This is a genomic window from Streptomyces telluris (genome assembly GCF_024519335.1).
Classification (GTDB): domain Bacteria; phylum Actinomycetota; class Actinomycetes; order Streptomycetales; family Streptomycetaceae; genus Streptomyces; species Streptomyces telluris.
Genome location: NZ_JANIID010000003.1, coordinates 41,375 through 62,014 on the forward strand (window position 1 = coordinate 41,375; position 20,640 = coordinate 62,014).

Genomic DNA, 20,640 nt, shown 5'->3' on the forward strand with positions numbered 1-20,640 from the left:
TGACACGGGGTGGGTACGCCTTCGCCTCGGGCCGCGTCCCTACGTACGGAGGAGCGGCCCGAGGCGAAGGCGGTCGTGCGGGTGCCCGGGTGGTCCCCTCGCAGTCCACGGCGAGTTGTGCGGGGAGCGTGCGCCGCCGTGGGTGATCGGGCTTACGGAAAAGGCCCCGAAGGGCCTTCCGTCCACCGTTGCGGGTCAGCGCCGGAATTCGACCGGACTTCCCCCACGGGGCGCTGTGAAGTTGTGGGCCCTGCGGCTCAGCCGGTGTAGGGCGTGCCGTCCGGGTTGTAGAAGGAGACGCCGTCGGGGGCGTCCTCGGGCAGGCTTGCCGCCCACTCCTGGAGGCTCTTCTGGTCGGCGATCTTCTTCAGGTGTGCCGACATGTAGGGGCGCAGCGGCACCTCGGGGGTGGCCTTCTCGCCGACCCACATCAGGTCGCCCTTGACATAGCCGTACAGGCGCTTGCCGCCGCTGTACGGGCCCGACGCCTCCGTCCGCGCGACCGCGTCCGTGGCCAGGTCGATCTGCGGCTTCTGGTCGGCCAGCTCGCCGTACCAGACCTCGGCGACGCCCTGGTCGCGGACCATGACGATCTCGACCTTGCGGTCCTTGTCGATCCGCCAGAAGCCGGTCTCGCTCTCCAGCGGGCGCACCATCTTGCCCTCGGCGTCGAGCACCCAGCTGTGCGACGTGTACTCCAGGAAGTCACGGCCGTCGTGGCTGAAGACGACCTCCTGCCCGAAGTTGCACTTCTCGGCACCCGGGAAGTCGGCGACGCCCGCACCCTCCCACTTACCGAGGAGGAAGGCGAGGGGGACGAGGTCCGGGTGGAGGTCGGACGGAATCTCGATCATGGGCTCAGACGATCTGTGCGAGAGCGGACAACGGGGCGGGTCAGCGCTGGCCCTGGTACAGCTTCTTCCAGGTCAGGCCGGCGAACGCGAGAACGCCGACGGCGACCAGGACGAGCAGGGTGGTGAAGACTGCCTCAAGCACGAGCGCGCTCCTCGTCGGGAGTGAGGGTGTACGGACCGGTCACGGGTGTACGGACCGGTCACGAGTCTAGTCGGCCCCCGTTCCGGCGGCGCTGTGAGGTGGATCGTGCCCGCCCGGCCTTGCGGCCGCGGGGCTAGAGTGCCTGGCATGGCCAAGAAGCTGGTGATCAAGGTGACGGCGGGCGCGGACGCGCCCGAGCGGTGCTCCCAGGCGTTCACGGTGGCGGCCGTCGCCGTCGCGAGCGGCGTCGAGGTGTCGCTGTGGCTGACCGGTGAGTCGTCGTGGTTCGCCCTGCCGGGGCGCGCGGCGGAGTTCGAGCTGCCGCACGCGGCGCCCCTGCCGGACCTCATCGAGGGCATCCGCCTCGGCGGCGGCATGATCACGGTGTGCACGCAGTGCGCGGCGCGCCGCGACATCGAGGAGAAGGACCTGATCGAGGGCGCGCGCATCGCCGGCGCGCAGGTCTTCGTCCAGGAGGCAATGGCGGACGGCGTGCAGGCGCTCGTCTACTAGGCGCCGGAGGCCGGTCCGGAGGCTAGTGCCGCTTCTTGCCGTCGAGCTCGTCCCACCACTCGTCCGACTTCGGGTCGCCGGAAGGGTCGTCCCACCAGCGGTCGTCGGGCCCGCGCCGGTTGGCGACGATGGCGGCCACCGGCGGGATGAGCATGGCGAACAGGCACATGCCGACCGCGGCGGGCACGGACCACAGGCGCACGACGGCCCAGGCCAGGACGAACAGCCCGAGGCAGGTGCCCATCATGGCGAAGTACAGATGGCGCCGCCGCGCGTACATGTATCCACGGTACGGCGGTGGGCCCGCGGCAGTAAGCCGACGGCGTGGAGGGCCGCACCCCCCAGGCGTCCAACCCCGGGGTGCGGCCCTCCGGCCGTCGGTGGCGTCGCGCGGTGCCCGCCGTCAGACGGCGATGGCGACCTCGGTCAGGCCGCCCTGCTGCGCCACGACCTTGCGGTCGGCCGTCGCGCCGGGCACCAGCGCGCGCAGCGTCCACGTGCCCTCCGCCGCGTAGAAGCGGAACTGCCCGGTCGCGGACGTGGGCACCTCGGCGGTGAACTCGCCGGTCGCGTCCAGCAGGCGCACGTAGCCGGTGACGGGCTGGCCGTCACGGGTCACCGAGCCCTGGATCGTGGTCTCACCGGGCTTGGCGGTCGAGGCGTCGGGGCCGCCGGCCTTTGCTCCACACATAAGCGTTCCTTCTGTTGCCTGTTGCCTGATGCAGGGGGAGACGTGTCAGTTGGCGCCGAGCTCGATCGGCACGCCGACCAGGGAGCCGTACTCGGTCCAGGAGCCGTCGTAGTTCCTGACGTTCTGCTGACCGAGCAGCTCGTGCAGCACGAACCACGTGTGCGCGGAGCGCTCACCGATCCGGCAGTAGGCGATGGTGTCCTTCGACAGGTCCACGCCCTCGCCCTCGTAGAGCGCCGTCAGCTCCTCGTCGGACTTGAAGGTGCCGTCGTCGTTGGCCGACTTCGACCACGGGATGTTGCGCGCGGTCGGCACGTGGCCGGGGCGCTGCGACTGCTCCTGCGGGAGGTGCGCCGGGGCGAGCAGCTTGCCGCTGAACTCGTCGGGGGAGCGGACGTCGACCAGGTTGAGCGAGCCGATGGCCGCCACGACGTCGTCGCGGAAGGCGCGGATGGAGGCGTCCTGGGGCTTCGCCGCGTAGGCGGTGCGGGGGCGCTGCGGGACTTCGGCGACCAGGTCGCGCGAGTCCAGCTCCCACTTCTTGCGGCCGCCGTCGAGGAGCTTCACGTCCTGGTGGCCGTAGAGCTTGAAGTACCAGTAGGCGTACGCGGCGAACCAGTTGTTGTTGCCGCCGTAGAGGACGACGGTGTCGTCGTTGGCGATGCCCTTCGAGGAGAGCAGCTCCTCGAAGCCGGCCTGGTCCACGAAGTCACGGCGGACGGGGTCCTGCAGGTCGCTCTTCCAGTCGATCCGGACGGCGCTCTTGATGTGGTTCTTGTCGTACGCGGACGTGTCCTCGTCGACCTCCACGATGACGGTCTTCGGGTCGCCTGCGTCGATGCGGGCCTGTACCCAGTCGGCGTCCACCAGGACGTCACTGCGGCTCATGCTGTTCTCCTCCGGGGCAGTTGCGGATGTGCGCAAACGCTTGCTGGGCGCGCGGCGAGGGGAGCGCGCGGCGCTGCGCAGCGGGTGGGATGGGAGACGAGACGGGGGAAGGCTTCCCCTAAATGAGGGGAACGTTTCCCGTCAGACATGACGACAGAGCATGGCGGCGACGCGGCACAGGTCGACTGCCCGCCGCTTCGTGAGGTCCGCCTGTCGCTTCATGCAGCCGATCGTAGGGACGAGGGGCGGGGCCTGTCACCGGTGTGTTGGATAGTGAGACGGGATCTTCCGGATAGCGGGACACTGGAGGGCCGGAAGGGCGCCGCAGGGCGTCCGTGCCGCGCCCCCGGGCCTCCGCGCCGTCAGGAGGTCTGCCCTCCGGACGGCCGCGTCTCGCAGCGTGGACGGAGCCGGCGGGAACCGGCCGGGGAGCGGGCCGGTCAGCCGGCCAGGTTGACGTTCGAACCGGTCAGCGTGATGTCCACACCGTCCTGCGTCGCCACGACCTTGTCCAGCTTGATGCCCTTCGGCAGGCCGCTGATGCGCCGGTCGAAGTCCGTCTTCTGGCGGATCGCCCGCTCCAGGCCGGGGAAGGCCTGGGCCTCGTCGGGGATCTGGTCCGCCCGCACCCGGACGGTGTCGCCGTTGACGATCGTGACCGTGGAGATGACGCTGCGCTCGATGGGCAGCCCCGCGAGCTGCACCTTGCCGGTGACCTTCACCTGGCTCTTGCCGGCGGCGCCCTGCCCGCCGAAGCCGACCTTCACCGTGGGGTCGTTGGTGGCCTTGCTGAGGTCCTCGTACGACAGGTGCGCCGTGCCCGTCGCCCGGCTCGCGACGGCGGAGGAGAAGCTGCTGTCGATCTTCACGTCCTGCAGCCTGGCGTCGAAGCCCGACACCCGGATCGACTGCCCGCCCGAGCTCGCGGTCGCCCCGTCGAGCTTGACCTCGACCTCCTCCAGCGAGGAGCCGGCGATCTGCGTGAGGAAGGGGAATCCCTTGATGGAGACCTCGGGGGTGCCGGTCAGCCCCTGACTGCTGCGGATCTTCTCCGCCGCCTGCTCCTCGGCGAAGTAGACGGCGATGCGGTCGGCGCCCACGAAAAGGGCCCCCAGTATCACCGCGATGATCAGGGTTATGCGTATCGCGCGCATTCGGTCTCTCCAGCTCCCCCGGTCTCGGTCAGGCTCCTGCACTGCCCTTGCAATGCGTGGAGCCTAACCGGACCGCTGCGGCGGGAGGGACGGGCGATCAGCCCAGGACGCGGCCGAGCACGTAGACCGCCGGGGCCGCGGCCGCCAGCGGCAGGGCCACGCCCGCCGTCATGTGCACGAACCGCGACGGGTAGTCGTAGCTCGCCACGCGCAGGCCGACCAGGGCGCAGGCGCCCGCGGCGAGGCCCAGCAGGGCGGCGGACGTGCCCAGGTCCGTCAGGCCGCCGGTGGCCACGCCCGAGCCCGCGGCCGCGAGCAGCGCCACGACGGGCGCGGCGAGGGACGGCAGCGGCAGCGCCCGGGCCAGGGCGGCGGCGGCCACGGCCGCGGCGCCGACCACGACGGCGTCCGAGGAGGCCGCCAGGTGACCGGCCGCGATGACGGTGACGGCCGACGCGGCGGCGGCCGCCGTCAGCCCGTACAGCCGCTCGTCCGGGGAGGCGTGGCTGCGCAGCTGCAGGACGAGGACCAGCAGCATCCACACGCCGAGCGTGCCGATGACGACGGTCGGCGCCTGCACGGAGTCCGTGGCCAGCATCCCGATGTCGGCGGCCACGCCGCCCATGAACGCCAGCGCGATGCCCTGCCGGGCGGGCCACATGCCGTTCAGGCGGAACCAGCCCGCGGCCGTCACGGCCTGCAGCAGCACCAGCGGCACCGCCAGCGCGAACTGGCCGAGCGGCGCGGTCAGCGCCAGCAGCGCGGCGAGCGCCGTCGTGATCAGGGCGGGCTTGAGGCCCGGCGAGAGGATCTGCGGGCGGCCCTCGGCCTTCGCCTTCTCCGCGGCCGTCATCGGCCGGTCGGCGACCTCGCCCGGCACGGGCTCGCGCACCGGCTCCGGCACCCGGCCCGGCTCGTGCGGAACGGGCGCGGCCCCGGGGACCGGGCCGGAGACGACGCCCGCGGGGCGCTCCTCGGGGAGCGCCTGACGGCCGGCCGCGTACGGCTCGGCGGGCTGCTGGGGGAGCGGGCCGCCGGGCCAGGACGCGTCGTAGCCGTGGTCCTCGGCGGGGACGGCCGGCTGCTGCCACGTGCCGGTGTCCCAGGTGGGCGTCTGCCAGGTCTGGGTGACCGGCTCCTCCTGCTGCGCGGGGTAGCCCTGGCCGCCGTTGGTCGGCCACTGGTACTGCTGCGGTTGCTGCTGCTGGGGGTGCTGGGGCTGCTGCGCGTACGCGTCGTAGGAGCCGTACGTCTCGCCGTACGCTCCCTGCCCCTGCTGATGGTGCTGCTGCTGTGCCTGCTGCTGCGGCTGCTGCTGGTCGTACGAGCCGTAGGCGCCGCCCTGGTCGTAGGACTGCGCGTCGTAGCGCCGCGTGCGGGCGTCGTTGTACGGGTCGTACGGGTCCTGCGGATCGTACGTATGGTGCGGCTGATTGCTCATGCTGCCGGGGTCACCCTCCTGCGAAGGGCGGGAGCACCTCGACGGTGCCGCCCTCGGCCAGTTGGACCGATGCGTGGTCGCGGGTGCCGACCGGGGCGCCGTCCACCAGGAACGAACAGCGCACCAGCACCCGGGCGAACTCGGGGGATCCCGCGTGCCGCCGGCGGGCCGCGTCCAGCGCCTCCGCGAGCGTCCGCGCCGCGTACGGCTCCTCGGCCGTACCGGTGGCGGCCTTCGCCGCGGCCCAGTACCGCATGGTGCCCACCGGTCCCGGCTGCCCCGGCAGGGCCGGTTTCACCGGTTGTGCCGGTTCTGTCGTCGCCACGGCGACCCCTTTCCTTCTTCTGCCGCCTCCCATGATGACGGGTACCGGGCGACAGGCCGTCCGCCGCCGTAAATACGGAGGCCGCACGGCGAGGCGCTCGCTTACGCTGCCCGGTGTGCTGGTCCGACTATCACGGGCGTATCTGAGGCCCTACTCCACATCGATCGCGCTGATCGTGCTCCTGCAGCTCGTCCAGACGCTTGCCACGCTCTACCTACCCTCGCTCAACGCCGACATCGTCGACAACGGTGTCGTCAAGGGTGACACCGGTTACATCCTCGCCCTCGGCGGCGGGATGCTCGCGGTCACCCTCGTCCAGATCGTCTGCGCGATCGGCGCGGTCTACTACGGGGCCCGTACCGCCATGGCGGTCGGCCGCGATCTGCGCGCCGCCGTCTTCGACCGGGTGCAGTCCTTCTCCGCACGGGAGATGGGGCACTTCGGCGCACCCTCCCTGATCACCCGCACCACCAACGACGTCCAGCAGATCCAGCTGCTGGTGCTCATGGCGTTCACGCTGATGGTCTCCGCGCCCATCATGTGCGTGGGCGGCATCCTGATGGCGCTCGAGCAGGACGTGCCGCTGTCCGCTCTGCTGCTCGTCATCGTCCCCGTCCTCGGCGTGATCGTCTCGCTGATCATCTGGCGGATGCGACCGATTTTCCGCGGGGTGCAGGACAAGATCGACACCGTCAACCGGGTGCTGCGCGAGCAGATCACCGGCATCCGCGTCATCCGCGCCTTCGTGCGCGACGCGCACGAGAGGGAACGTTTCGACGGCGCGAACGCCGATCTGATGGACGTCTCCCTCAAGGCCGGCCGGCTGATGTCGCTGATGTTCCCGTCCGTGATGCTGGTCGTGAACCTCTCCTCCATCGCCGTCCTGTGGTTCGGCGGCCACCGCATCGAGAGCGGCGACATGGAGATCGGCGCGCTGACGGCGTTCCTCAGCTACCTCATGCAGATCCTGATGGCCGTCATGATGGCCACCTTCATGTTCATGATGGTGCCGCGCGCGGAGGTCTGCGCCGAGCGCGTCCAGGAGGTCCTGGCCACCGACTCCAGCGTGGTGCCCCCGGCGCGCCCGGTCACCGAGCTGCGCAGCGGCGGTCACCTGGAGCTCGACGGCGTCGAGTTCCGCTACCCCGGCGCGGAGGAGCCCGTCCTGCGGGACGTCTCGCTCGTCGCCCGGCCCGGCGAGATCACGGCCGTCATCGGCTCCACGGGCAGCGGCAAGTCCACGCTGCTCGGCCTGATCCCGCGGCTGTTCGACGCGACCGCCGGCACGGTGCGGGTGGGCGGCGTGGACGTCCGCGAGCTCGACCCCGCCCGCTCCTCCGAGGCCGTCGGCCTCGTCCCGCAGAAGCCGTACCTCTTCACCGGCACCGTCGCCTCCAACCTGCGCTACGGACGCCCCGACGCGACCGACGAGGAGCTGTGGGCGGCGCTGGAGACGGCGCAGGCCCGTGACTTCGTCGAGAGCATGGAGGCCGGCCTGGAGGCGCCCATCGCCCAGGGCGGCACGAACGTCTCCGGCGGGCAGCGCCAGCGCCTGGCCATCGCCCGCGCCCTGGTCCGCAAGCCGGACATCTATCTCTTCGACGACTCCTTCTCCGCCCTCGACTACGCCACCGACGCCCGGCTGCGGGCCGCGCTGGCCCGCGAGACCGGGGACGCGACCGTCGTCATCGTCGCCCAGCGCGTGTCCACGATCCGCGACGCCGACCGCATCGTCGTCCTGGACGAGGGCCGCGTCGTCGGCACCGGCACCCACGCCGAGCTGATGGCCGGCAACGAGACCTACCGGGAGATCGTGCTCTCCCAGCTCACCGAGGAGGAGGCGGCGTGACGACCCCGGAGAAACCGGCTTCCCCGGCCGGGGACGAGGCCGCGGGGGCCCAAGCCACCGAGGCCGGGTCCACCGAGGCCGGGCCCGCGGAGGGCAAGGCCGCGGAGGGCAAGGCAGCCGAGGGCAAGGCCGCACCCGCCCGGCGCGGGCCCGCCCCCGCCACCGGCATCGCCCGCTTCATGGGCGGCCAGCCCACCGAGCGGTCCATGGACTTCGCCGGTTCGAGCAAGCGGCTGCTGGGCACCCTCAGACCCGAGCGGGCCCTGATATCCGTCGCGCTCGCCCTGTGCGTGGCGAGCGTCGCCCTGTCCGTCATCGGACCGAAGATCCTCGGCCGGGCCACCGACCTGATCTTCGCGGGCGTCGTCGGGGACAAGTTCCCCGACGGCATCAGCAAGGCCGAGGCCGTCGAGCGGACGCGTCAGCAGGGCGACGGCACCGTCGCCGACCTGCTGGGCTCGGTCGACTTCACCCCCGGCCGCGGCATCGACTTCGACGCCGTGGGCAACGTGCTGTTCTGGGTCCTGCTGATCTACGTCGGCGCGTCCCTGTTCGGCCTCGTCCAGGCGCGCATCGCCACCACCGTCGTCCAGCGCGCCGTCTTCCGGCTGCGCCGGCAGGTCGAGGAGAAGCTCGGCCGGCTGCCGCTGAGCTACTTCGACAGGCAGGCCCGCGGCGAGGTGCTCTCCCGCGCCACCAACGACATCGACAACATCGCGCAGACCCTCCAGCAGACGATGAGCCAGATCGTCACCTCGCTGCTGACGATCACCGGCGTGCTGGCCGTGATGTTCTGGATCTCCTGGCTGCTGGCCCTGGTGGCGCTGATCACCGTCCCGGTGTCCGTCGTCGTCGCCACGAAGATCGGCAAGCGGGCGCAGCCGCAGTTCGTCGCCCAGTGGAAGACCACCGGCACGCTCAACGCCCACATCGAGGAGATGTACACCGGGCACGCGCTGGTGAAGGTCTTCGGCCGCGAGAAGGAGTCCGCGGAGATCTTCCGCAAGGAGAACGAGGACCTCTTCCAGGCCGGGTTCAAGGCCCAGTTCATCTCGGGCGTCATCCAGCCCGCGATGATGTTCATCGGCAACCTGAACTACGTGCTCGTCGCCGTCGTCGGCGGACTGCGGGTCGCCTCCGGGGCGCTGTCCATCGGTGACGTGCAGGCCTTCGTCCAGTACTCGCGCCAGTTCAGCCAGCCCCTCACCCAGGTGGCCTCCATGGCCAGCCTCGTGCAGTCCGGCGTCGCCTCCGCCGAGCGCGTCTTCGAGCTGCTCGACGCCGAGGAGCAGTCCCCGGACGCGGCGGACGCCCCGAAGCCCGGCCGCGTGCGCGGCGAGGTGGCCTTCGAAGAGGTCTCCTTCCGCTACGAGGCCGACAAGCCGCTCATCGACGGCCTGTCGCTGACCGTCCGGCCGGGCCAGACCGTCGCCATCGTCGGCCCCACCGGCGCCGGCAAGACCACGCTGGTCAACCTGCTCATGCGCTTCTACGAGGTGGGCGGCGGCCGCATCACCCTCGACGGCACCGACATCGCCGCCATGTCGCGCGAGGAGCTGCGCTCCCACATCGGCATGGTCCTGCAGGACACCTGGCTCTTCGGCGGCACGATCGCGGAGAACATCTCCTACGGGGCGCCCGCCGGCACCTCCATGGACAGGATCGTCGAGGCGGCGCGGGCCACGCACGTCGACCGCTTCGTGCGCACCCTGCCGGACGGCTACGACACGGTCATCGACGACGAGGGCTCCAACGTCAGCGTCGGCGAGAAGCAGCTGATCACCATCGCCCGGGCGTTCCTGGCCGAGCCGGAGATCCTCGTCCTGGACGAGGCGACGAGCTCCGTCGACACCCGCACGGAGGTGCTCATCCAGCAGGCCATGGGCCGGTTGCGCACGGGCCGCACGAGCTTCGTGATCGCCCACCGCCTGTCCACGATCCGCGACGCGGACGTCATCCTCGTGATGGAGTCCGGCCGGATCGTGGAACAGGGCACGCACGACGGGCTGCTGGCTGCGCAGGGCGCGTACGCGCGCCTGTACGAGGCACAGTTCGCGGAACCGGTCGCCGAGCAGGCCTAGCGCGGAGCGCCGTCCGGCGGATCGGGGCTTGCCGCTTGCGGCGGCTCCGCATTCCGCCGGACCCGCGCCGCGGTGGTGGCTCGCCGCGGCGGCGGTCCTGAGAGGCCGGGCCTCTCAGAGCCTTGCCGCCGCGGCGGCGCGCCGCCACGACGCGGGGACCCGGCGGTGCCGGACCCGCCGTCAGGCGTGAGCGCACGCCCAGCGGGCGATCCGTTCCAGGAGCTCGCCGCGCGCAGCGTTCTCCGCATGGCCGAAGCCCCGTTCGATCCACAGTTCCGTGAACTGTGGATCGCCCGCGCCGGCGAGGGCGTACGGGTGGTCCAGCGGGAAGTACGCGTCCCGGTCGCCGTGGACGATCAGCAGCGGCCGGGGCGCGATCATCGGGACCGCCTCCACCGGGGAGAGCGGGACCGGGTCCCAGTCCTCCGCCTGGACCCGCGTCCCCAGCCCGTAGCGCGCGATCAGCCGCCCCGCGGGCCGTGAGATCGCCCAATGCAGCCGCCGCATGGGTGCGGTACCGCGGTAATACCAACGCGACGGCGCACTTACCGCCACGACCGTGTCGGCGTGTGCGTCCGTGCGCCCCGTGTGCTCCCCGTACTCCGCGCGCCGTTCCGGGCCGTAGAGCGCGGCGTGCCGCAGCACCACCGAGCCGCCCATCGAGAAGCCCACCGTGGCCACCCGCTCGTGCCCGAGCGAGCGCGCCCAGCGCACCGCCGCGGCCAGGTCGAGCACTTCGCGGTCGCCGACCGAGGAGTGGCCGCCCGAGCCGCCGTGCCCCCGGAAGGAGAACGTGATCACGGCCGCACGCTGGGCGAATACCTGCGCAGCCCGGCGCAGCCCGGGCCGGTCGAGGGCTCCGGTGAAGCCGTGCGCGAGCACCACCGCGGGGGTGTCCGGCGGGGGCGTCCGCGCTCCCGTGCAGGGTTGGTACGCCGCCTCCACGCGGACACCGTCGGCTGTCAAGAGCGCGATGCGATGACCACTCGAAGTGATCGACGAAACACAAGGTCGTGCAAAATCGTCCGGACCTCGGAAAGTCATGTGGGTTATTCTGCTAGGCAGAGAGGATCCGGGCAGAGTAGCCCCCGGGTCCTTTTGTGCATTCATGTGCTGAGACAAGTGCTGGGACGCACGCAACCGTACGAAGCAGTGCCGCACTCTCCCCCAGAGCAAGGCCCTGGGTGGTACCCCTTCGCAGGGACCGAGGAGGAACCGACGTCATGGGCGAGCGAAGCGCGCGGGTCCGCAAGGACCGTACGACCAGTGAGGCGGGTGGCAGCCGATGAGTTCCCTGCTGCTCCTGACCAATGCCCTCCAGCCCTCCACGGAGGTGCTCCCGGCGCTCGGCCTGCTCCTGCACAGCGTGCGGGTGGCCCCCGCCGAGGGCCCGGCCCTCGTGGACACCCCCGGCGCCGACGTCATACTGATCGACGGCCGGCGTGACCTTCCGCACGTGCGCAGCCTCTGCCAGCTCCTGCGCTCCACGGGCCCGGGCTGCCCGCTGATCCTCGTCGTCACCGAGGGCGGCCTCGCGGCCGTCACCGCCGACTGGGGCGTGGACGACGTCCTGCTCGACACCGCGGGCCCGGCCGAGGTCGAGGCGCGGCTGCGACTGGCGATGGGCCGCCAGCAGATCACGACGGACGACAGCCCCATGGAGATCCGCACCGGCGACCTCTCCGTCGACGAGGCCACGTACAGCGCCAAGCTCAAGGGGCGGGTGCTGGATCTCACCTTCAAGGAGTTCGAGCTGCTGAAGTACCTCGCCCAGCACCCGGGCCGGGTCTTCACGCGCGCCCAGCTGCTGCAGGAGGTCTGGGGCTACGACTACTTCGGCGGCACCCGCACGGTCGACGTGCACGTGCGGCGGCTGCGGGCGAAGCTCGGTCCCGAGCACGAGTCGCTCATCGGCACCGTGCGGAATGTCGGTTATCGGTTCGTTGTGCCCGAGAAGATCGACAATCCCGGCGAGGGCAAGGCGAAGGACTCCGCCAAGGCGCAGCGGGCGGAGGAGCCGGAGGCCGCGAAGAGCGGGGCCGCTCGCCCGGCCGAACGGTGAGTGGACCCGCGTAGACTTCCGCGCGTGGCCAAGGTGACGCGGGACGATGTGGCGAGACTGGCGGGGACGTCGACCGCGGTGGTCAGCTATGTCATCAACAACGGACCGAGGCCGGTGGCACCGGCCACGCGCGAGCGCGTGCTGGCCGCGATCAAGGAGCTGGGGTACCGGCCGGACCGGGTCGCCCAGGCCATGGCGTCCCGCCGCACGGACCTCATAGGCCTGATCATCCCGGACGCCCGCCAGCCCTTCTTCGCGGAGATGGCGCACGCGGTCGAACAGGCCGCGGCCGAGCGCGGCAAGATGGTGCTCGTCGGCAACTCCGACTACCTCGACGAGCGCGAGGTGCACTACCTGCGCGCCTTCCTGGGCATGCGGGTCTCCGGCCTGATCCTCATCAGCCAGGGCCCGAGCGAGCACGCGGCCGCGGAGATCGACGCCTGGGACGCCCGGGTGGTCCTGATGCACCGCCGCCCCGACGCCATCGACGACGTGGCCGTCGTCACGGACGACGTCGGCGGCGCCCAGCTGGCCACCCGCCACCTGCTGGAGCACGGCCACCCCTACGTGGCCTGCCTCGGCGGCACGGAGCGCACCCCCACCATCGGCGACCCCGTCACCGACCACGTCGAGGGCTGGCGCCGCGCCATGCGGGAGGCCGGGAAGTCCCTGGAGGGCCGGCTCTTCCCCGCCCCGTACAACCGCTACGAGGCCTACAAGGTCGCCCTGGAGCTGCTCTCCGGGCCCGACCGCCCGCCGGCGCTGCTCTGCGCCACGGACGACCAGGCGATCGGCGTGCTGCGGGCGGCGCGGGAGCTGCGCATCGACGTGCCCGGCGAGCTCGCCGTGGCCGGCTTCGACGACGTCAAGGAAGCCGCCCTCACCGACCCACCGCTGACCACGGTCGCCTCCGACCGCCAGGCCATGGCGCGCGCCGCGGTGGACCTCGTCCTGGACGACTCGCTGCGGGTGATGGGCACGCGCCGCGAGCGGCTGAAGCAGTTCCCGTCGGCGCTGGTGATCCGGCGCTCCTGCGGCTGCGGCGACTGACGGCGCGAGGCCGGAGCGCGGCGCGCCGCGCTCAGGACTGCGCCAGGTGACCCGCGATCCCGTTCCGGACCGCGTAGACCGCGAGCTGGGTGCGGTTCGCGGCGCCCGTCTTGGTGCGCAGGCGGCGCAGGTAGGTGTCGACCGTGTGCGGGCTCAGGCGCAGCTGGCGGGCGATGGAGGAGATGGTGTCGCCGCTGCTGAGCAGGCGGAGCACCTGTCGCTCGCGGCCGGTGAGGGCGGGTGCTTCGGGGTTCATGCGGCTCTCCCTGCGGTGGTGGCGGGCCTGGACGGGATACGGGTGCGGCGCGGCGGGGTCACTTCTGCCGGCCCGTCGTGCCGCCCCAGGACGTGTCGGTCGGGCCGCCGCAGTTGGTGCAGCGCTGGGTCGTCGGCAGGGTGAGGACCGGGGGGCGGGGCTCGTCCTGCGCCGCGGACACCACCGGCCGCTCCTGCGCCGGGGCGGGGGCGGCGGAGGCCGCGCCGGGCGCGAGGGCCGCGAAGGCGAGCAGCGGGGCGACGGCGGCGGTCAGCAAGGTGCGCTTCACGGTGATCTCCCAGGGGGGCAGGGGCGGTTGACCCTTGCAGGTCAGTGCGGTTTCGGTGACAGGAAACAGACTCTTCGGTCCGTATCCTGGCCACAAGCGATCACATACCTCACCAAGTTGCATGGCAGCATGAAGCAGGGGGGCGTCATGGGAGAAACCCGGCAAAGTGAAGCTTGTCGTGCGGAGCCGGACGCCGACGAGGCGGACCTGGCGCTGTACGCCTGGGTGCTGGAGCACCAGCGCGTCGACGTCCCGGCCGCCGCCGGCGCCCTGGGTCTGAGCCCGGAGCGGACCGAGGCGGCGCTGGCCCGGCTGCGCGCGGCCGGGCTGATACAGCCCGCCGCCGGCGACCCGTCGGGGGAGCGCGCCGTGGCCCCGGAGGCGGCCGCGGGGCCCCGGATCGCCGCGCTGGAGGCCCGCATCCGCGAGCAGCAGCTCCAGGTCGCCAGGATCCGGGCGGACGCGGAGCGCTTCGCGTCCGCCTACCGGAGCGGCGCGGGGGGCGCCGGCGGCCTGGAGGTGATCCCGACCCTGCCGGAGGTCCGCACGCTCCTGACCCGGATGTCCGGCCACTGCCGCGAAGAGGTGCTGGCCAGCCAGCCCGGCGGCGGCTCCCGGGTGCCGGAGGCGATGGAGGAGGCCCTGCTGCGGGACCGGGCGCTGCTCGAACGGGGCGTGCGGCTGCGCACGTTGTACCACCACACGGCGCGGTTCCACGGCCCCAGCCAGGCCTACGTGGCGGCCGCCTCCGCCCTGGGCGGCGAGTACCGCACCAGCCACGAGCTCTTCGGGCGCATCATCGTCTTCGACCGGGAGACCGCGTTCCTGCCGACCGCCGACGGCTCCTGGGGCGCGGTCGTCCTGCGCGAGCCCAACACCGTCGCCTACCTGTGCCGGCTGTTCGACCAGACCTGGGAAGCCGCCACCCCGTTCTCCAACGCCGCCGACGACGGCCTCGCCAAGGTCTCCGGCGAACTCGACCGCACCATCCTGCAGCTGCTGGCCGCGGGGCTGAAGGACGAGGCGGTCGCCCGCCGGCTGGGCATGGCCCTGCGCACCACGCGCCGCCACATCGCCGACATCATGGACCAGCTGTCCGCCGAGAGCCGCTTCCAGGCCGGCGTCGCCGCGGCCCGGCAGGGGCTGCTGGAGGACGCGGCCGCGCCGACGGCCCCGCCCTGTGGCGCAAAGCCGTGACTTTCCCGCCCCTCTGACGCCTCGGCAGTGTTCTCGGCGCCGCCGCGGCACCCGCGTCCGCGGCAGAGGGAGGAACACCATGACGGGCCTGCTCACCCCGGGTGAACCACACGCCGCGCACGGCCCGCGGCGCTCGCAGGCGGACGCCCGTCTGCTGTCCGAGCTGGTCCTCTTCGTCCGCGTCCACCAGCGGCCCGGACGGCCCGGGCTGCTGTGGCCGGAGCACACCGGGCCGGACGGCCGGCACCACCCGCCCGGTGAACTGGCCGACGCGCTCGCCCTGCGGCTCGGCCACCCCGTGGCGGCACTGCCCGCCCCCGCCCGCCCGGCCGCCGAACCGGCTGCCGCGCCCTACGACCTGCTGGTCCTCCAGCAGGAGGGGAGCAGCGGGTGGCAGCTCCGGCCCCCGGACCGGCCCGCCGCGGTCACGGCCGAGTGCGGCGCCGGGCAGGAGCTGCGGCTGCGCGCCGGAGAGGTGCTCTACGTGCCCGCCGGGTACGCGACGCGCTCCCGGCCCGCCCGGGAATCCCGCGACGTCCGGCTCGCCCTGGGCCCGCACGTGCTCCCCGACGGCCGGTACCGCCGGCCGGGAACCGCGAACACGTGACTTTCGCGGCACACCGGGCCCGCCCCAGGATGGAGCGAGCGCGAGGCGGCGAACCCCCCAGAGCCGCCTCGCGCTGTGCGGCGGGCGCGGGGCGATCGGCCCGGTCCCCGCCGCGGAGCCTTATACGGACCGCGGACCCTTATACGGACCGCGGGACCCTTATACGGAACGAACGGACTTCTCGGCCCGTTTTCAGTGCTCCCTCAGACAGTTCTCATCTGCGGGCAGCAGAGTCGTGCCCATGACGGACAGCACTCGCCCCCACGGCGCCCAGGACCCGCAGCACTCCTCGCACCCCGGGTACCCCGGGTACCCGGAGTACCCCGCGTACCCGCCGCAGCAGCCGGTCACCACCGCCAGTGGGGTGACCGTCTGGCCCGGTGACGGCGCGGGCCACGGCGGGGGCGGCGGCCGGGCCCCGTACGCCGGGTTCGCCGAGCCCGCCCCGCAGCCCCCGGCCCCCCGTGGCCACCGCGCCCGCAAGCCCGTGGCGCTGCTCGCCGCCGTGGCGATCGTCGCCGCGGTCGTCGGCGGCGGCTCGGCCGCCCTCGTCGGCGAGCTCACCAGCCGCGCCGACCACGTCAGCCAGTCCACGCCCGTCCAGAACGCCTCCTCCAGGAGCAACGGCGGGGTGGCCGCCGTCGCCAAGGCCGTGAGCCCGAGCATCGTGGAGATCAAGGCCTCGACGGCCGGCGGGCAGTCCACCGGCTCCGGCGTGATCATCACGGGCGACGGCGAGATCGTCACCAACAACCACGTCGTCGCGGGCGCCGACACGGTGCAGGTCGTCCTCAGCGACGGCAGCACCAAGGCCGCCAAGGTCGTCGGCACCGACCCCGGCAAGGACCTCGCCCTGATCAAGGTGCAGGGGGCGAGCGGGCTGAAGGCCGCCAAGCTCGGCGACTCCGGCAAGGTCGGGGTCGGCGACGAGGTCGTCGCCATCGGCTCCCCCGAGGGCCTCACCGGCACCGTCACCAGCGGCATAGTCTCCGCCCTGAACCGCGACGTGACCGTCTCCAAGGAGCAGGGCCAGGGGCAGGAGCGGCAGCGCCGCGGCGGCCCGCAGTGGCCCTTCGAGTTCGGCGGCAACCAGTACAACGGCGACACCGGCTCCTCCAAGACCACGTACAAGGCCATCCAGACCGACGCCTCCCTCAACCCCGGCAACTCCGGCGGCGCGCTCATCAACATGAACGGCGAGATCATCGGCATCAACTCGGCCATGTACGCCCCGAGTTCCGCCACCGGCTCCGGCGACTCCGCGGGCAGCGTCGGCCTCGGCTTCGCCATCCCCGTCGACACCGTCAAGGCGGACCTGGCCAAGCTCCGGGCGGGTGGCGGCGACAGCTGAGCGCACGGCCGTGCGAGGCTGAGAAGCACCCCGACCCCCGCATCCGTGAGGTAAAGCCGATGAGCCCCGCCGACCACGGCGACCAGCCCGCCCGCATCCTGATCGTGGACGACGAGCCCGCCGTCCGCGAGGCCCTGCGCCGCAGCCTCGCCTTCGAGGGGTACGCCACCGAGCAGGCCGTCGACGGGCTCGACGCGCTCGCCAAGGTCACCGCCTTCGACCCGGAGCTGATCGTGCTCGACGTCCTCATGCCGCGCATGGACGGCCTCACCGCCGCCCGCCGCCTGCGCGCCTCCGGCGTCACCGTGCCCGTCCTCATGCTGACCGCCCGCGACACCGTGGGCGACCGCGTCACCGGCCTCGACGCCGGCGCCGACGACTACCTCGTCAAACCCTTCGAGCTCGACGAGCTGCTGGCCCGCATCCGCGCCCTGCTGCGCCGCAGCGCCTACGCGACGACCGCCCCCGCCGCCTCCGCCACGCTCACCTTCGCCGACCTGCGGATGAACCTCGACACCCGCGAGGTCACCCGCGGCGACCGGCCCGTGGAACTGACCCGCACGGAGTTCACGCTGCTGGAGCTCTTCCTCGCCCACCCCCGGCAGGTCCTCACCCGCGAGCAGATCCTCAAGGCCGTCTGGGGCTTCGAGTTCGAGCCGTCGTCCAACTCCCTGGACGTGTACGTGATGTACCTGCGCCGCAAGACCGAGGCCGGCGGCGAGGCGCGCCTCGTGCACACCGTGCGCGGAGTGGGCTACGTCCTCAGGGCGGACGGCGCCGAATGATCGCGAGATTCCAGCGGCTGCCGCTGCGCTCCCGGCTGGCGCTGCTGACCGCGGCCGCCGTCGCCGTCGCCGTGGCCGCCGCGGCCGCCGCGTGCTGGCTGGTCACCCGGCAGGAGCTGGAGCACCAGCGGGACACGACCCTGACGAGCGTCCGCGCGGACGACGCCACGGTCAAGACGCTGCTGCGCAACTGCGGCTCCGTCCCCACCGGCCCGTCCACCCTCTTCCGCCCCTACACCGTGCAGATCATCACCGGCGAGGGCTTCGTCTGCAGCACGGTCGGCAAGTCCCCCATCAAGGTGGAGGCCGGCGACCTCCTCGTCGCCCAGGGGCGGGAGGGCCGGACCCTGCACGACGCGCAGGCCGAGGACGGCACGGAGATGCGGGTCGCGACCTCGCCCGGGCCCGTGCCCGGCACCGCCGTCTCCATCGCCCAGCCGGTCAGCGAGATCGACCGGCCCCTGAACGCGCTCGCCGCCGTCCTCGCCGTCACCGCGGGCGTGGGCGTCCTCCTCGCCGCCACCGCGGGCGCGTGGATCGCCCGGGCCGGGCTGCGCCCCGTCGACCGGCTCACCGGCGCCGTCGAGCACATCGCCCGCACCGAGGACCTGGCCGTCCGCATCCCCGTCGAGGGCGAGGACGAGATCGCCCGCCTCTCGCGCTCCTTCAACGCCATGACCGCCGCCCTCGCCTCCTCCCGCGACCGGCAGCAGCAGCTCATCGCCGACGCCGGGCACGAACTTCGCACCCCCCTCACCTCCCTGCGCACCAACATCGACCTGCTGGTGCGCAGCGAGGAGACCGGGCGCGCGATCCCGCCCGAGGACCGCAAGGAACTGCTCGCCAGCGTCCGCGCGCAGATGACCGAACTGGCCGCGCTCATCGGCGACCTGCAGGAGCTCTCCCGCCCCGACGCCGACCCCGGCAGCGGCCCCGTCCAGGTGATCGCCCTGCACGAGGCGGCCGGGCGGGCCGTGGAACGGGCCCGGCTGCGCGGCTCCGGGCTGACCTTCCGGGTGCACCTGGAGAGCTGGTACGTGCGCGCCGAACCGGCCGCCCTGGAAAGGGCCCTGGTCAACCTGCTCGACAACGCGGTCAAGTTCAGCCCGCCGGGCGGCGTCGTGGAGGTGACCCTGTCGCCCGCCGGCGAGCTCACCGTGCGCGACCACGGCCCGGGCATCGCCCCCGACGAACTCCCGCACGTCTTCGACCGCTTCTGGCGCTCGCCGTCCGCCCGCAGCATGCCGGGCAGCGGCCTGGGCCTGTCCATCGTGGCCCGCACGGTGCAGCAGGCGGGCGGCGAGGTGGCCCTGCGGCCGGCGGAGGGCGGCGGGACGGTCGCCTCGGTGCGGCTGCCGGGGGCGCCTGTGGCGCCGCCCGCGCTGTAGGGGCGGGCGGGCAGGCAGAGGCCGGGCGGGCAGGCAGGGGCCGGGCGTTTCGCGCCCGTCAGGACGTCGCCCGGCTGCGCGTGATCCGGGAGTTACGCGGTGATCCGGAAGTCGCGCAGCCCGGGCGCCCGGCCGGCCGGCTCCCGCCCGGCGAAGCCCGGGGTGAACTCCACGACCTTCGGCCCCTCGGCCGTGAGCGCGAACTCGATGTGCGCGGGCCCGTTCTCGTAGGCCAGCAGCCGGGCCAGGTCGGCGCAGATCCGCTCGATCCGCCGGTGGACCCGGGGGGAGAGGTCGGCGGGGGAGCGGATCGCGAGCTCCATGAAGTACGGGAGCTCGCTCATGGTGCGGTCGCTGATGCCGAGGAGCTGCGGGGTGCCGCCGGAGTAGAGCACCTCGGCGCTGACGGCGGGGCCCACGAGGAACTCCTCGACGAGCGGCACGCCGCCCGTCCCGTCGCACTCGTCCAGCACCTCGGCGAAGTGCCAGCGCAGCTCGTCGGCGTCGGCCGCGGAGACGACGCCGTAACCGCCCGACCCGATGGACGGCTTGAGGACGACCGGGTAGCCGGTGGCCTCCGCGGCGGCGAGGGCGCCGGCGAGGTCCGGCGCGGCGGTGCTGCGCGGGGCCGGGACGGATCCGGCGGCGCAGGCCTGCCGGAAGGCGTGCTTGTCCCGGGTGAGCCGCACGGACGCGGTGGGCAGGAAGGGGATGCCCAGCTCCTCGGCGGCGGTGGCGGCGGGCAGCAGGTACTGCTCGTCGGGGGCGATCAGTGTGAACTCGCCACCGTCGCGCAGCTCCTGGAAGAGCCCGGCCAGCTCCTTTGCGGACCGGGTCTCGCGGACGCGGACCGCGACCGGTCCGGACTCCAGCAGGTGGCGGAGCGGGTCGTGGGCGTAGCGGCCCTTGTCGCGGGTGACGAACGTGACGCGGCCGGCCCTGCGGACCGCGTCCTCGACGAGGCGCAGGCCGCTGCCGCCGGTGAGTGCTTCGACGATGACGATGTGATCGGCCACGATGCCGGTCTCATTTCTGGCCGGGGAAGGGCCGCCGTGCTCCCCTCCGCGGCACGGCAGCCATGACTCCACACAAACACATACCGCGTGGTCTGTTCAATTGACCAGGGTGTGATTTGCCCCTCTGTCATCTGTTTGCAAGGCAGATGGTTTTTCCAACCTTCACTTTTGGGGTTGTGCTGCGTGAAGCGCAGATGAACGCACGATTGCGTGGCCCTGCCCGTCAATACCGGTGCGGTCACCACCATTTCCGGCGGATCCCGGACGCTCCGCACCTGCCGGACCGACCGCGCCGTCTAGCGTGACCGGCATGTCACGCGATCCTCGCAACCGGGACGACCACGCGACCGCCGCCACCTCCCGCCCCCGGCCGTACGACACGGTGATCCCGACCCCCAGCGGCGGCAGATGGGTGAGCCGGAGCGACGTGGCGGGGTGCGGGCCCCGGTAGCCTGAGGTGAGCAGTTCCTCCGTCAACCTCCCGGCTTCATCGGTCAGTTCGTCCAGTCCGTACGCCTCCAGGACGGTGCGGACGGTGGAATGCGCTACGGAGCGCGCTGCGCGGGCGGACCGCGGGTCGTGGGGCAGGTCGAGGGCGTACGACCAGGGGGTCTGCGGCGATACCGTGGCCATGCTGGCTCCTCTGACGAGGCGAGCAGGTGAGTGGCGCTGCCCACCACCGTACGCCGCCCGGCCAAAGG

At 72.6% G+C, this 20,640-nt stretch carries 23 protein-coding genes; 10 read left to right on the plus strand and 13 right to left on the minus strand.

Annotated elements, in window-relative coordinates:
- Window positions 1-257: 257 nt before the first annotated feature.
- Complete coding sequence (locus tag NQU55_RS04450) at window positions 258-854, minus strand: heme-binding beta-barrel domain-containing protein (protein WP_256789781.1); 597 nt, start codon at window positions 852-854, stop codon at window positions 258-260.
- Between the two features lie 289 nt (window positions 855-1,143).
- On the opposite strand from NQU55_RS04450, the gene NQU55_RS04455 reads away from it, so the two are divergent.
- Window positions 1,144-1,509 carry a DsrE family protein gene (locus NQU55_RS04455; RefSeq protein ID WP_168096108.1) on the plus strand — a complete coding sequence of 122 codons (366 nt, stop codon included), beginning with the start codon at window positions 1,144-1,146 and terminating at the stop codon, window positions 1,507-1,509.
- A 22-nt stretch (window positions 1,510-1,531) separates the two neighbouring features.
- Here the strand turns inward: NQU55_RS04455 and NQU55_RS04460 are convergent, their stop codons facing one another.
- The 7 genes from NQU55_RS04460 to NQU55_RS04485 all read right to left on the minus strand — a co-directional run bounded on the left by NQU55_RS04460 (window position 1,532) and on the right by NQU55_RS04485 (window position 5,939).
- The gene (locus NQU55_RS04460) at window positions 1,532-1,789 is read right to left on the minus strand and encodes a DUF3099 domain-containing protein (RefSeq protein ID WP_168096107.1); all 258 of its coding nucleotides are present in this window, start codon (window positions 1,787-1,789) and stop codon (window positions 1,532-1,534) included.
- A gap of 123 nt (window positions 1,790-1,912) precedes the next feature.
- Window positions 1,913-2,200 (minus strand): DUF1416 domain-containing protein, encoded by a 288-nt coding sequence (locus tag NQU55_RS04465; protein ID WP_058045696.1) that lies wholly within the window; start codon window positions 2,198-2,200, stop codon window positions 1,913-1,915.
- 45 nt (window positions 2,201-2,245) lie between these two features.
- Window positions 2,246-3,088 carry a sulfurtransferase gene (locus NQU55_RS04470; RefSeq protein WP_168096106.1) on the minus strand — a complete coding sequence of 281 codons (843 nt, stop codon included), beginning with the start codon at window positions 3,086-3,088 and terminating at the stop codon, window positions 2,246-2,248.
- Window positions 3,089-3,229: 141 nt separating this feature from the next.
- Entirely contained in the window at window positions 3,230-3,310 is an 81-nt protein-coding gene (locus NQU55_RS37045) for a putative leader peptide (protein WP_359104787.1), read from the minus strand.
- A 218-nt stretch (window positions 3,311-3,528) separates the two neighbouring features.
- Window positions 3,529-4,242, minus strand: a complete 714-nt coding sequence (locus NQU55_RS04475) for an LmeA family phospholipid-binding protein (RefSeq protein WP_168096105.1) — start codon at window positions 4,240-4,242, stop codon at window positions 3,529-3,531.
- A 97-nt stretch (window positions 4,243-4,339) separates the two neighbouring features.
- Window positions 4,340-5,683, minus strand: coding sequence for a chromosomal replication initiator protein DnaA (locus NQU55_RS04480; protein ID WP_256789792.1), 1,344 nt, complete (start codon window positions 5,681-5,683; stop codon window positions 4,340-4,342).
- A 10-nt stretch (window positions 5,684-5,693) separates the two neighbouring features.
- Window positions 5,694-5,939 carry a MoaD/ThiS family protein gene (locus NQU55_RS04485; protein ID WP_058047069.1) on the minus strand — a complete coding sequence of 82 codons (246 nt, stop codon included), beginning with the start codon at window positions 5,937-5,939 and terminating at the stop codon, window positions 5,694-5,696.
- Between the two features lie 184 nt (window positions 5,940-6,123).
- Between NQU55_RS04485 and NQU55_RS04490 the strand changes: the two genes are divergently transcribed.
- Complete coding sequence (locus NQU55_RS04490) at window positions 6,124-7,857, plus strand: ABC transporter ATP-binding protein (protein WP_168096185.1); 1,734 nt, start codon at window positions 6,124-6,126, stop codon at window positions 7,855-7,857.
- A 179-nt stretch (window positions 7,858-8,036) separates the two neighbouring features.
- Complete coding sequence (locus NQU55_RS04495) at window positions 8,037-9,938, plus strand: ABC transporter ATP-binding protein (RefSeq protein WP_256789962.1); 1,902 nt, start codon at window positions 8,037-8,039, stop codon at window positions 9,936-9,938.
- Window positions 9,939-10,118: 180 nt separating this feature from the next.
- On the opposite strand, the gene NQU55_RS04500 is transcribed toward NQU55_RS04495, so the two are convergent.
- Window positions 10,119-10,982: an alpha/beta hydrolase family protein gene (locus NQU55_RS04500; RefSeq protein ID WP_168092784.1), complete on the minus strand. Its 864-nt coding sequence runs from the start codon at window positions 10,980-10,982 to the stop codon at window positions 10,119-10,121.
- Window positions 10,983-11,223: 241 nt separating this feature from the next.
- Between NQU55_RS04500 and NQU55_RS04505 the strand changes: the two genes are divergently transcribed.
- Window positions 11,224-12,000: a response regulator transcription factor gene (locus NQU55_RS04505; RefSeq protein WP_168092785.1), complete on the plus strand. Its 777-nt coding sequence runs from the start codon at window positions 11,224-11,226 to the stop codon at window positions 11,998-12,000.
- A 24-nt stretch (window positions 12,001-12,024) separates the two neighbouring features.
- A complete protein-coding gene (locus NQU55_RS04510) occupies window positions 12,025-13,050 on the plus strand; it encodes a LacI family DNA-binding transcriptional regulator (protein ID WP_168092786.1) in 1,026 nt (341 codons plus the stop codon).
- A gap of 31 nt (window positions 13,051-13,081) precedes the next feature.
- On the opposite strand, the gene NQU55_RS04515 is transcribed toward NQU55_RS04510, so the two are convergent.
- Both NQU55_RS04515 and NQU55_RS04520 read right to left on the minus strand, forming a co-directional pair.
- Window positions 13,082-13,306 carry a response regulator transcription factor gene (locus NQU55_RS04515; RefSeq protein ID WP_168092787.1) on the minus strand — a complete coding sequence of 75 codons (225 nt, stop codon included), beginning with the start codon at window positions 13,304-13,306 and terminating at the stop codon, window positions 13,082-13,084.
- Between the two features lie 58 nt (window positions 13,307-13,364).
- Window positions 13,365-13,595: a hypothetical protein gene (locus NQU55_RS04520; protein WP_168092788.1), complete on the minus strand. Its 231-nt coding sequence runs from the start codon at window positions 13,593-13,595 to the stop codon at window positions 13,365-13,367.
- Window positions 13,596-13,724: 129 nt separating this feature from the next.
- Here NQU55_RS04520 and NQU55_RS04525 point away from each other — a divergent pair, with 129 nt between their 5' ends.
- The 5 genes from NQU55_RS04525 (at window position 13,725) to NQU55_RS04545 (ending at window position 18,923) form a co-directional block, all read left to right on the plus strand.
- A complete protein-coding gene (locus NQU55_RS04525; RefSeq protein ID WP_240976347.1) occupies window positions 13,725-14,792 on the plus strand; it encodes a helix-turn-helix transcriptional regulator in 1,068 nt (355 codons plus the stop codon).
- 79 nt (window positions 14,793-14,871) lie between these two features.
- A complete protein-coding gene (locus NQU55_RS04530; RefSeq protein ID WP_168092789.1) occupies window positions 14,872-15,399 on the plus strand; it encodes a hypothetical protein in 528 nt (175 codons plus the stop codon).
- A 241-nt stretch (window positions 15,400-15,640) separates the two neighbouring features.
- Entirely contained in the window at window positions 15,641-16,750 is a 1,110-nt protein-coding gene (locus tag NQU55_RS04535; protein WP_168092790.1) for a S1C family serine protease, read from the plus strand.
- Window positions 16,751-16,809: 59 nt separating this feature from the next.
- Complete coding sequence (locus tag NQU55_RS04540) at window positions 16,810-17,535, plus strand: response regulator transcription factor (RefSeq protein WP_168092791.1); 726 nt, start codon at window positions 16,810-16,812, stop codon at window positions 17,533-17,535.
- Complete coding sequence (locus tag NQU55_RS04545; protein WP_168092792.1) at window positions 17,532-18,923, plus strand: sensor histidine kinase; 1,392 nt, start codon at window positions 17,532-17,534, stop codon at window positions 18,921-18,923. The genes NQU55_RS04540 and NQU55_RS04545 overlap by 4 nt, the downstream gene beginning before the upstream one ends.
- A 92-nt stretch (window positions 18,924-19,015) precedes the next feature.
- On the opposite strand, the gene NQU55_RS04550 is transcribed toward NQU55_RS04545, so the two are convergent.
- Window positions 19,016-19,939 carry an ATP-grasp domain-containing protein gene (locus NQU55_RS04550; RefSeq protein ID WP_168092793.1) on the minus strand — a complete coding sequence of 308 codons (924 nt, stop codon included), beginning with the start codon at window positions 19,937-19,939 and terminating at the stop codon, window positions 19,016-19,018.
- Between the two features lie 162 nt (window positions 19,940-20,101).
- Window positions 20,102-20,572, minus strand: coding sequence for a hypothetical protein (locus tag NQU55_RS04555; protein WP_168092794.1), 471 nt, complete (start codon window positions 20,570-20,572; stop codon window positions 20,102-20,104).
- Window positions 20,573-20,640: the final 68 nt, after the last annotated feature.

Bases quoted from the DNA above. Each gene is read 5' to 3' on its own strand.
- NQU55_RS04555 (WP_168092794.1), bottom strand. From the start codon at position 20,572: ATGGCCACGGTATCGCCGCAGACCCCCTGGTCGTACGCCCTCGACCTG.
- NQU55_RS04455 (WP_168096108.1), top strand. From the start codon at position 1,144: ATGGCCAAGAAGCTGGTGATCAAGGTGACGGCGGGCGCGGACGCGCCC.
- NQU55_RS04535 (WP_168092790.1), top strand. From the start codon at position 15,641: ATGACGGACAGCACTCGCCCCCACGGCGCCCAGGACCCGCAGCACTCC.
- NQU55_RS04450 (WP_256789781.1), bottom strand. From the start codon at position 854: ATGATCGAGATTCCGTCCGACCTCCACCCGGACCTCGTCCCCCTCGCC.
- NQU55_RS04485 (WP_058047069.1), bottom strand. From the start codon at position 5,939: ATGCGGTACTGGGCCGCGGCGAAGGCCGCCACCGGTACGGCCGAGGAG.
- NQU55_RS04505 (WP_168092785.1), top strand. From the start codon at position 11,224: ATGAGTTCCCTGCTGCTCCTGACCAATGCCCTCCAGCCCTCCACGGAG.
- NQU55_RS04460 (WP_168096107.1), bottom strand. From the start codon at position 1,789: ATGTACGCGCGGCGGCGCCATCTGTACTTCGCCATGATGGGCACCTGC.
- NQU55_RS04545 (WP_168092792.1), top strand. From the start codon at position 17,532: ATGATCGCGAGATTCCAGCGGCTGCCGCTGCGCTCCCGGCTGGCGCTG.
- NQU55_RS04495 (WP_256789962.1), top strand. From the start codon at position 8,037: ATGGGCGGCCAGCCCACCGAGCGGTCCATGGACTTCGCCGGTTCGAGC.
- NQU55_RS04525 (WP_240976347.1), top strand. From the start codon at position 13,725: ATGAAGCAGGGGGGCGTCATGGGAGAAACCCGGCAAAGTGAAGCTTGT.
- NQU55_RS04475 (WP_168096105.1), bottom strand. From the start codon at position 4,242: ATGCGCGCGATACGCATAACCCTGATCATCGCGGTGATACTGGGGGCC.
- NQU55_RS37045 (WP_359104787.1), bottom strand. From the start codon at position 3,310: ATGAAGCGACAGGCGGACCTCACGAAGCGGCGGGCAGTCGACCTGTGC.
- NQU55_RS04500 (WP_168092784.1), bottom strand. From the start codon at position 10,982: ATGACTTTCCGAGGTCCGGACGATTTTGCACGACCTTGTGTTTCGTCG.
- NQU55_RS04530 (WP_168092789.1), top strand. From the start codon at position 14,872: ATGACGGGCCTGCTCACCCCGGGTGAACCACACGCCGCGCACGGCCCG.
- NQU55_RS04470 (WP_168096106.1), bottom strand. From the start codon at position 3,088: ATGAGCCGCAGTGACGTCCTGGTGGACGCCGACTGGGTACAGGCCCGC.
- NQU55_RS04515 (WP_168092787.1), bottom strand. From the start codon at position 13,306: ATGAACCCCGAAGCACCCGCCCTCACCGGCCGCGAGCGACAGGTGCTC.
- NQU55_RS04480 (WP_256789792.1), bottom strand. From the start codon at position 5,683: ATGAGCAATCAGCCGCACCATACGTACGATCCGCAGGACCCGTACGAC.
- NQU55_RS04540 (WP_168092791.1), top strand. From the start codon at position 16,810: ATGAGCCCCGCCGACCACGGCGACCAGCCCGCCCGCATCCTGATCGTG.
- NQU55_RS04465 (WP_058045696.1), bottom strand. From the start codon at position 2,200: ATGTGTGGAGCAAAGGCCGGCGGCCCCGACGCCTCGACCGCCAAGCCC.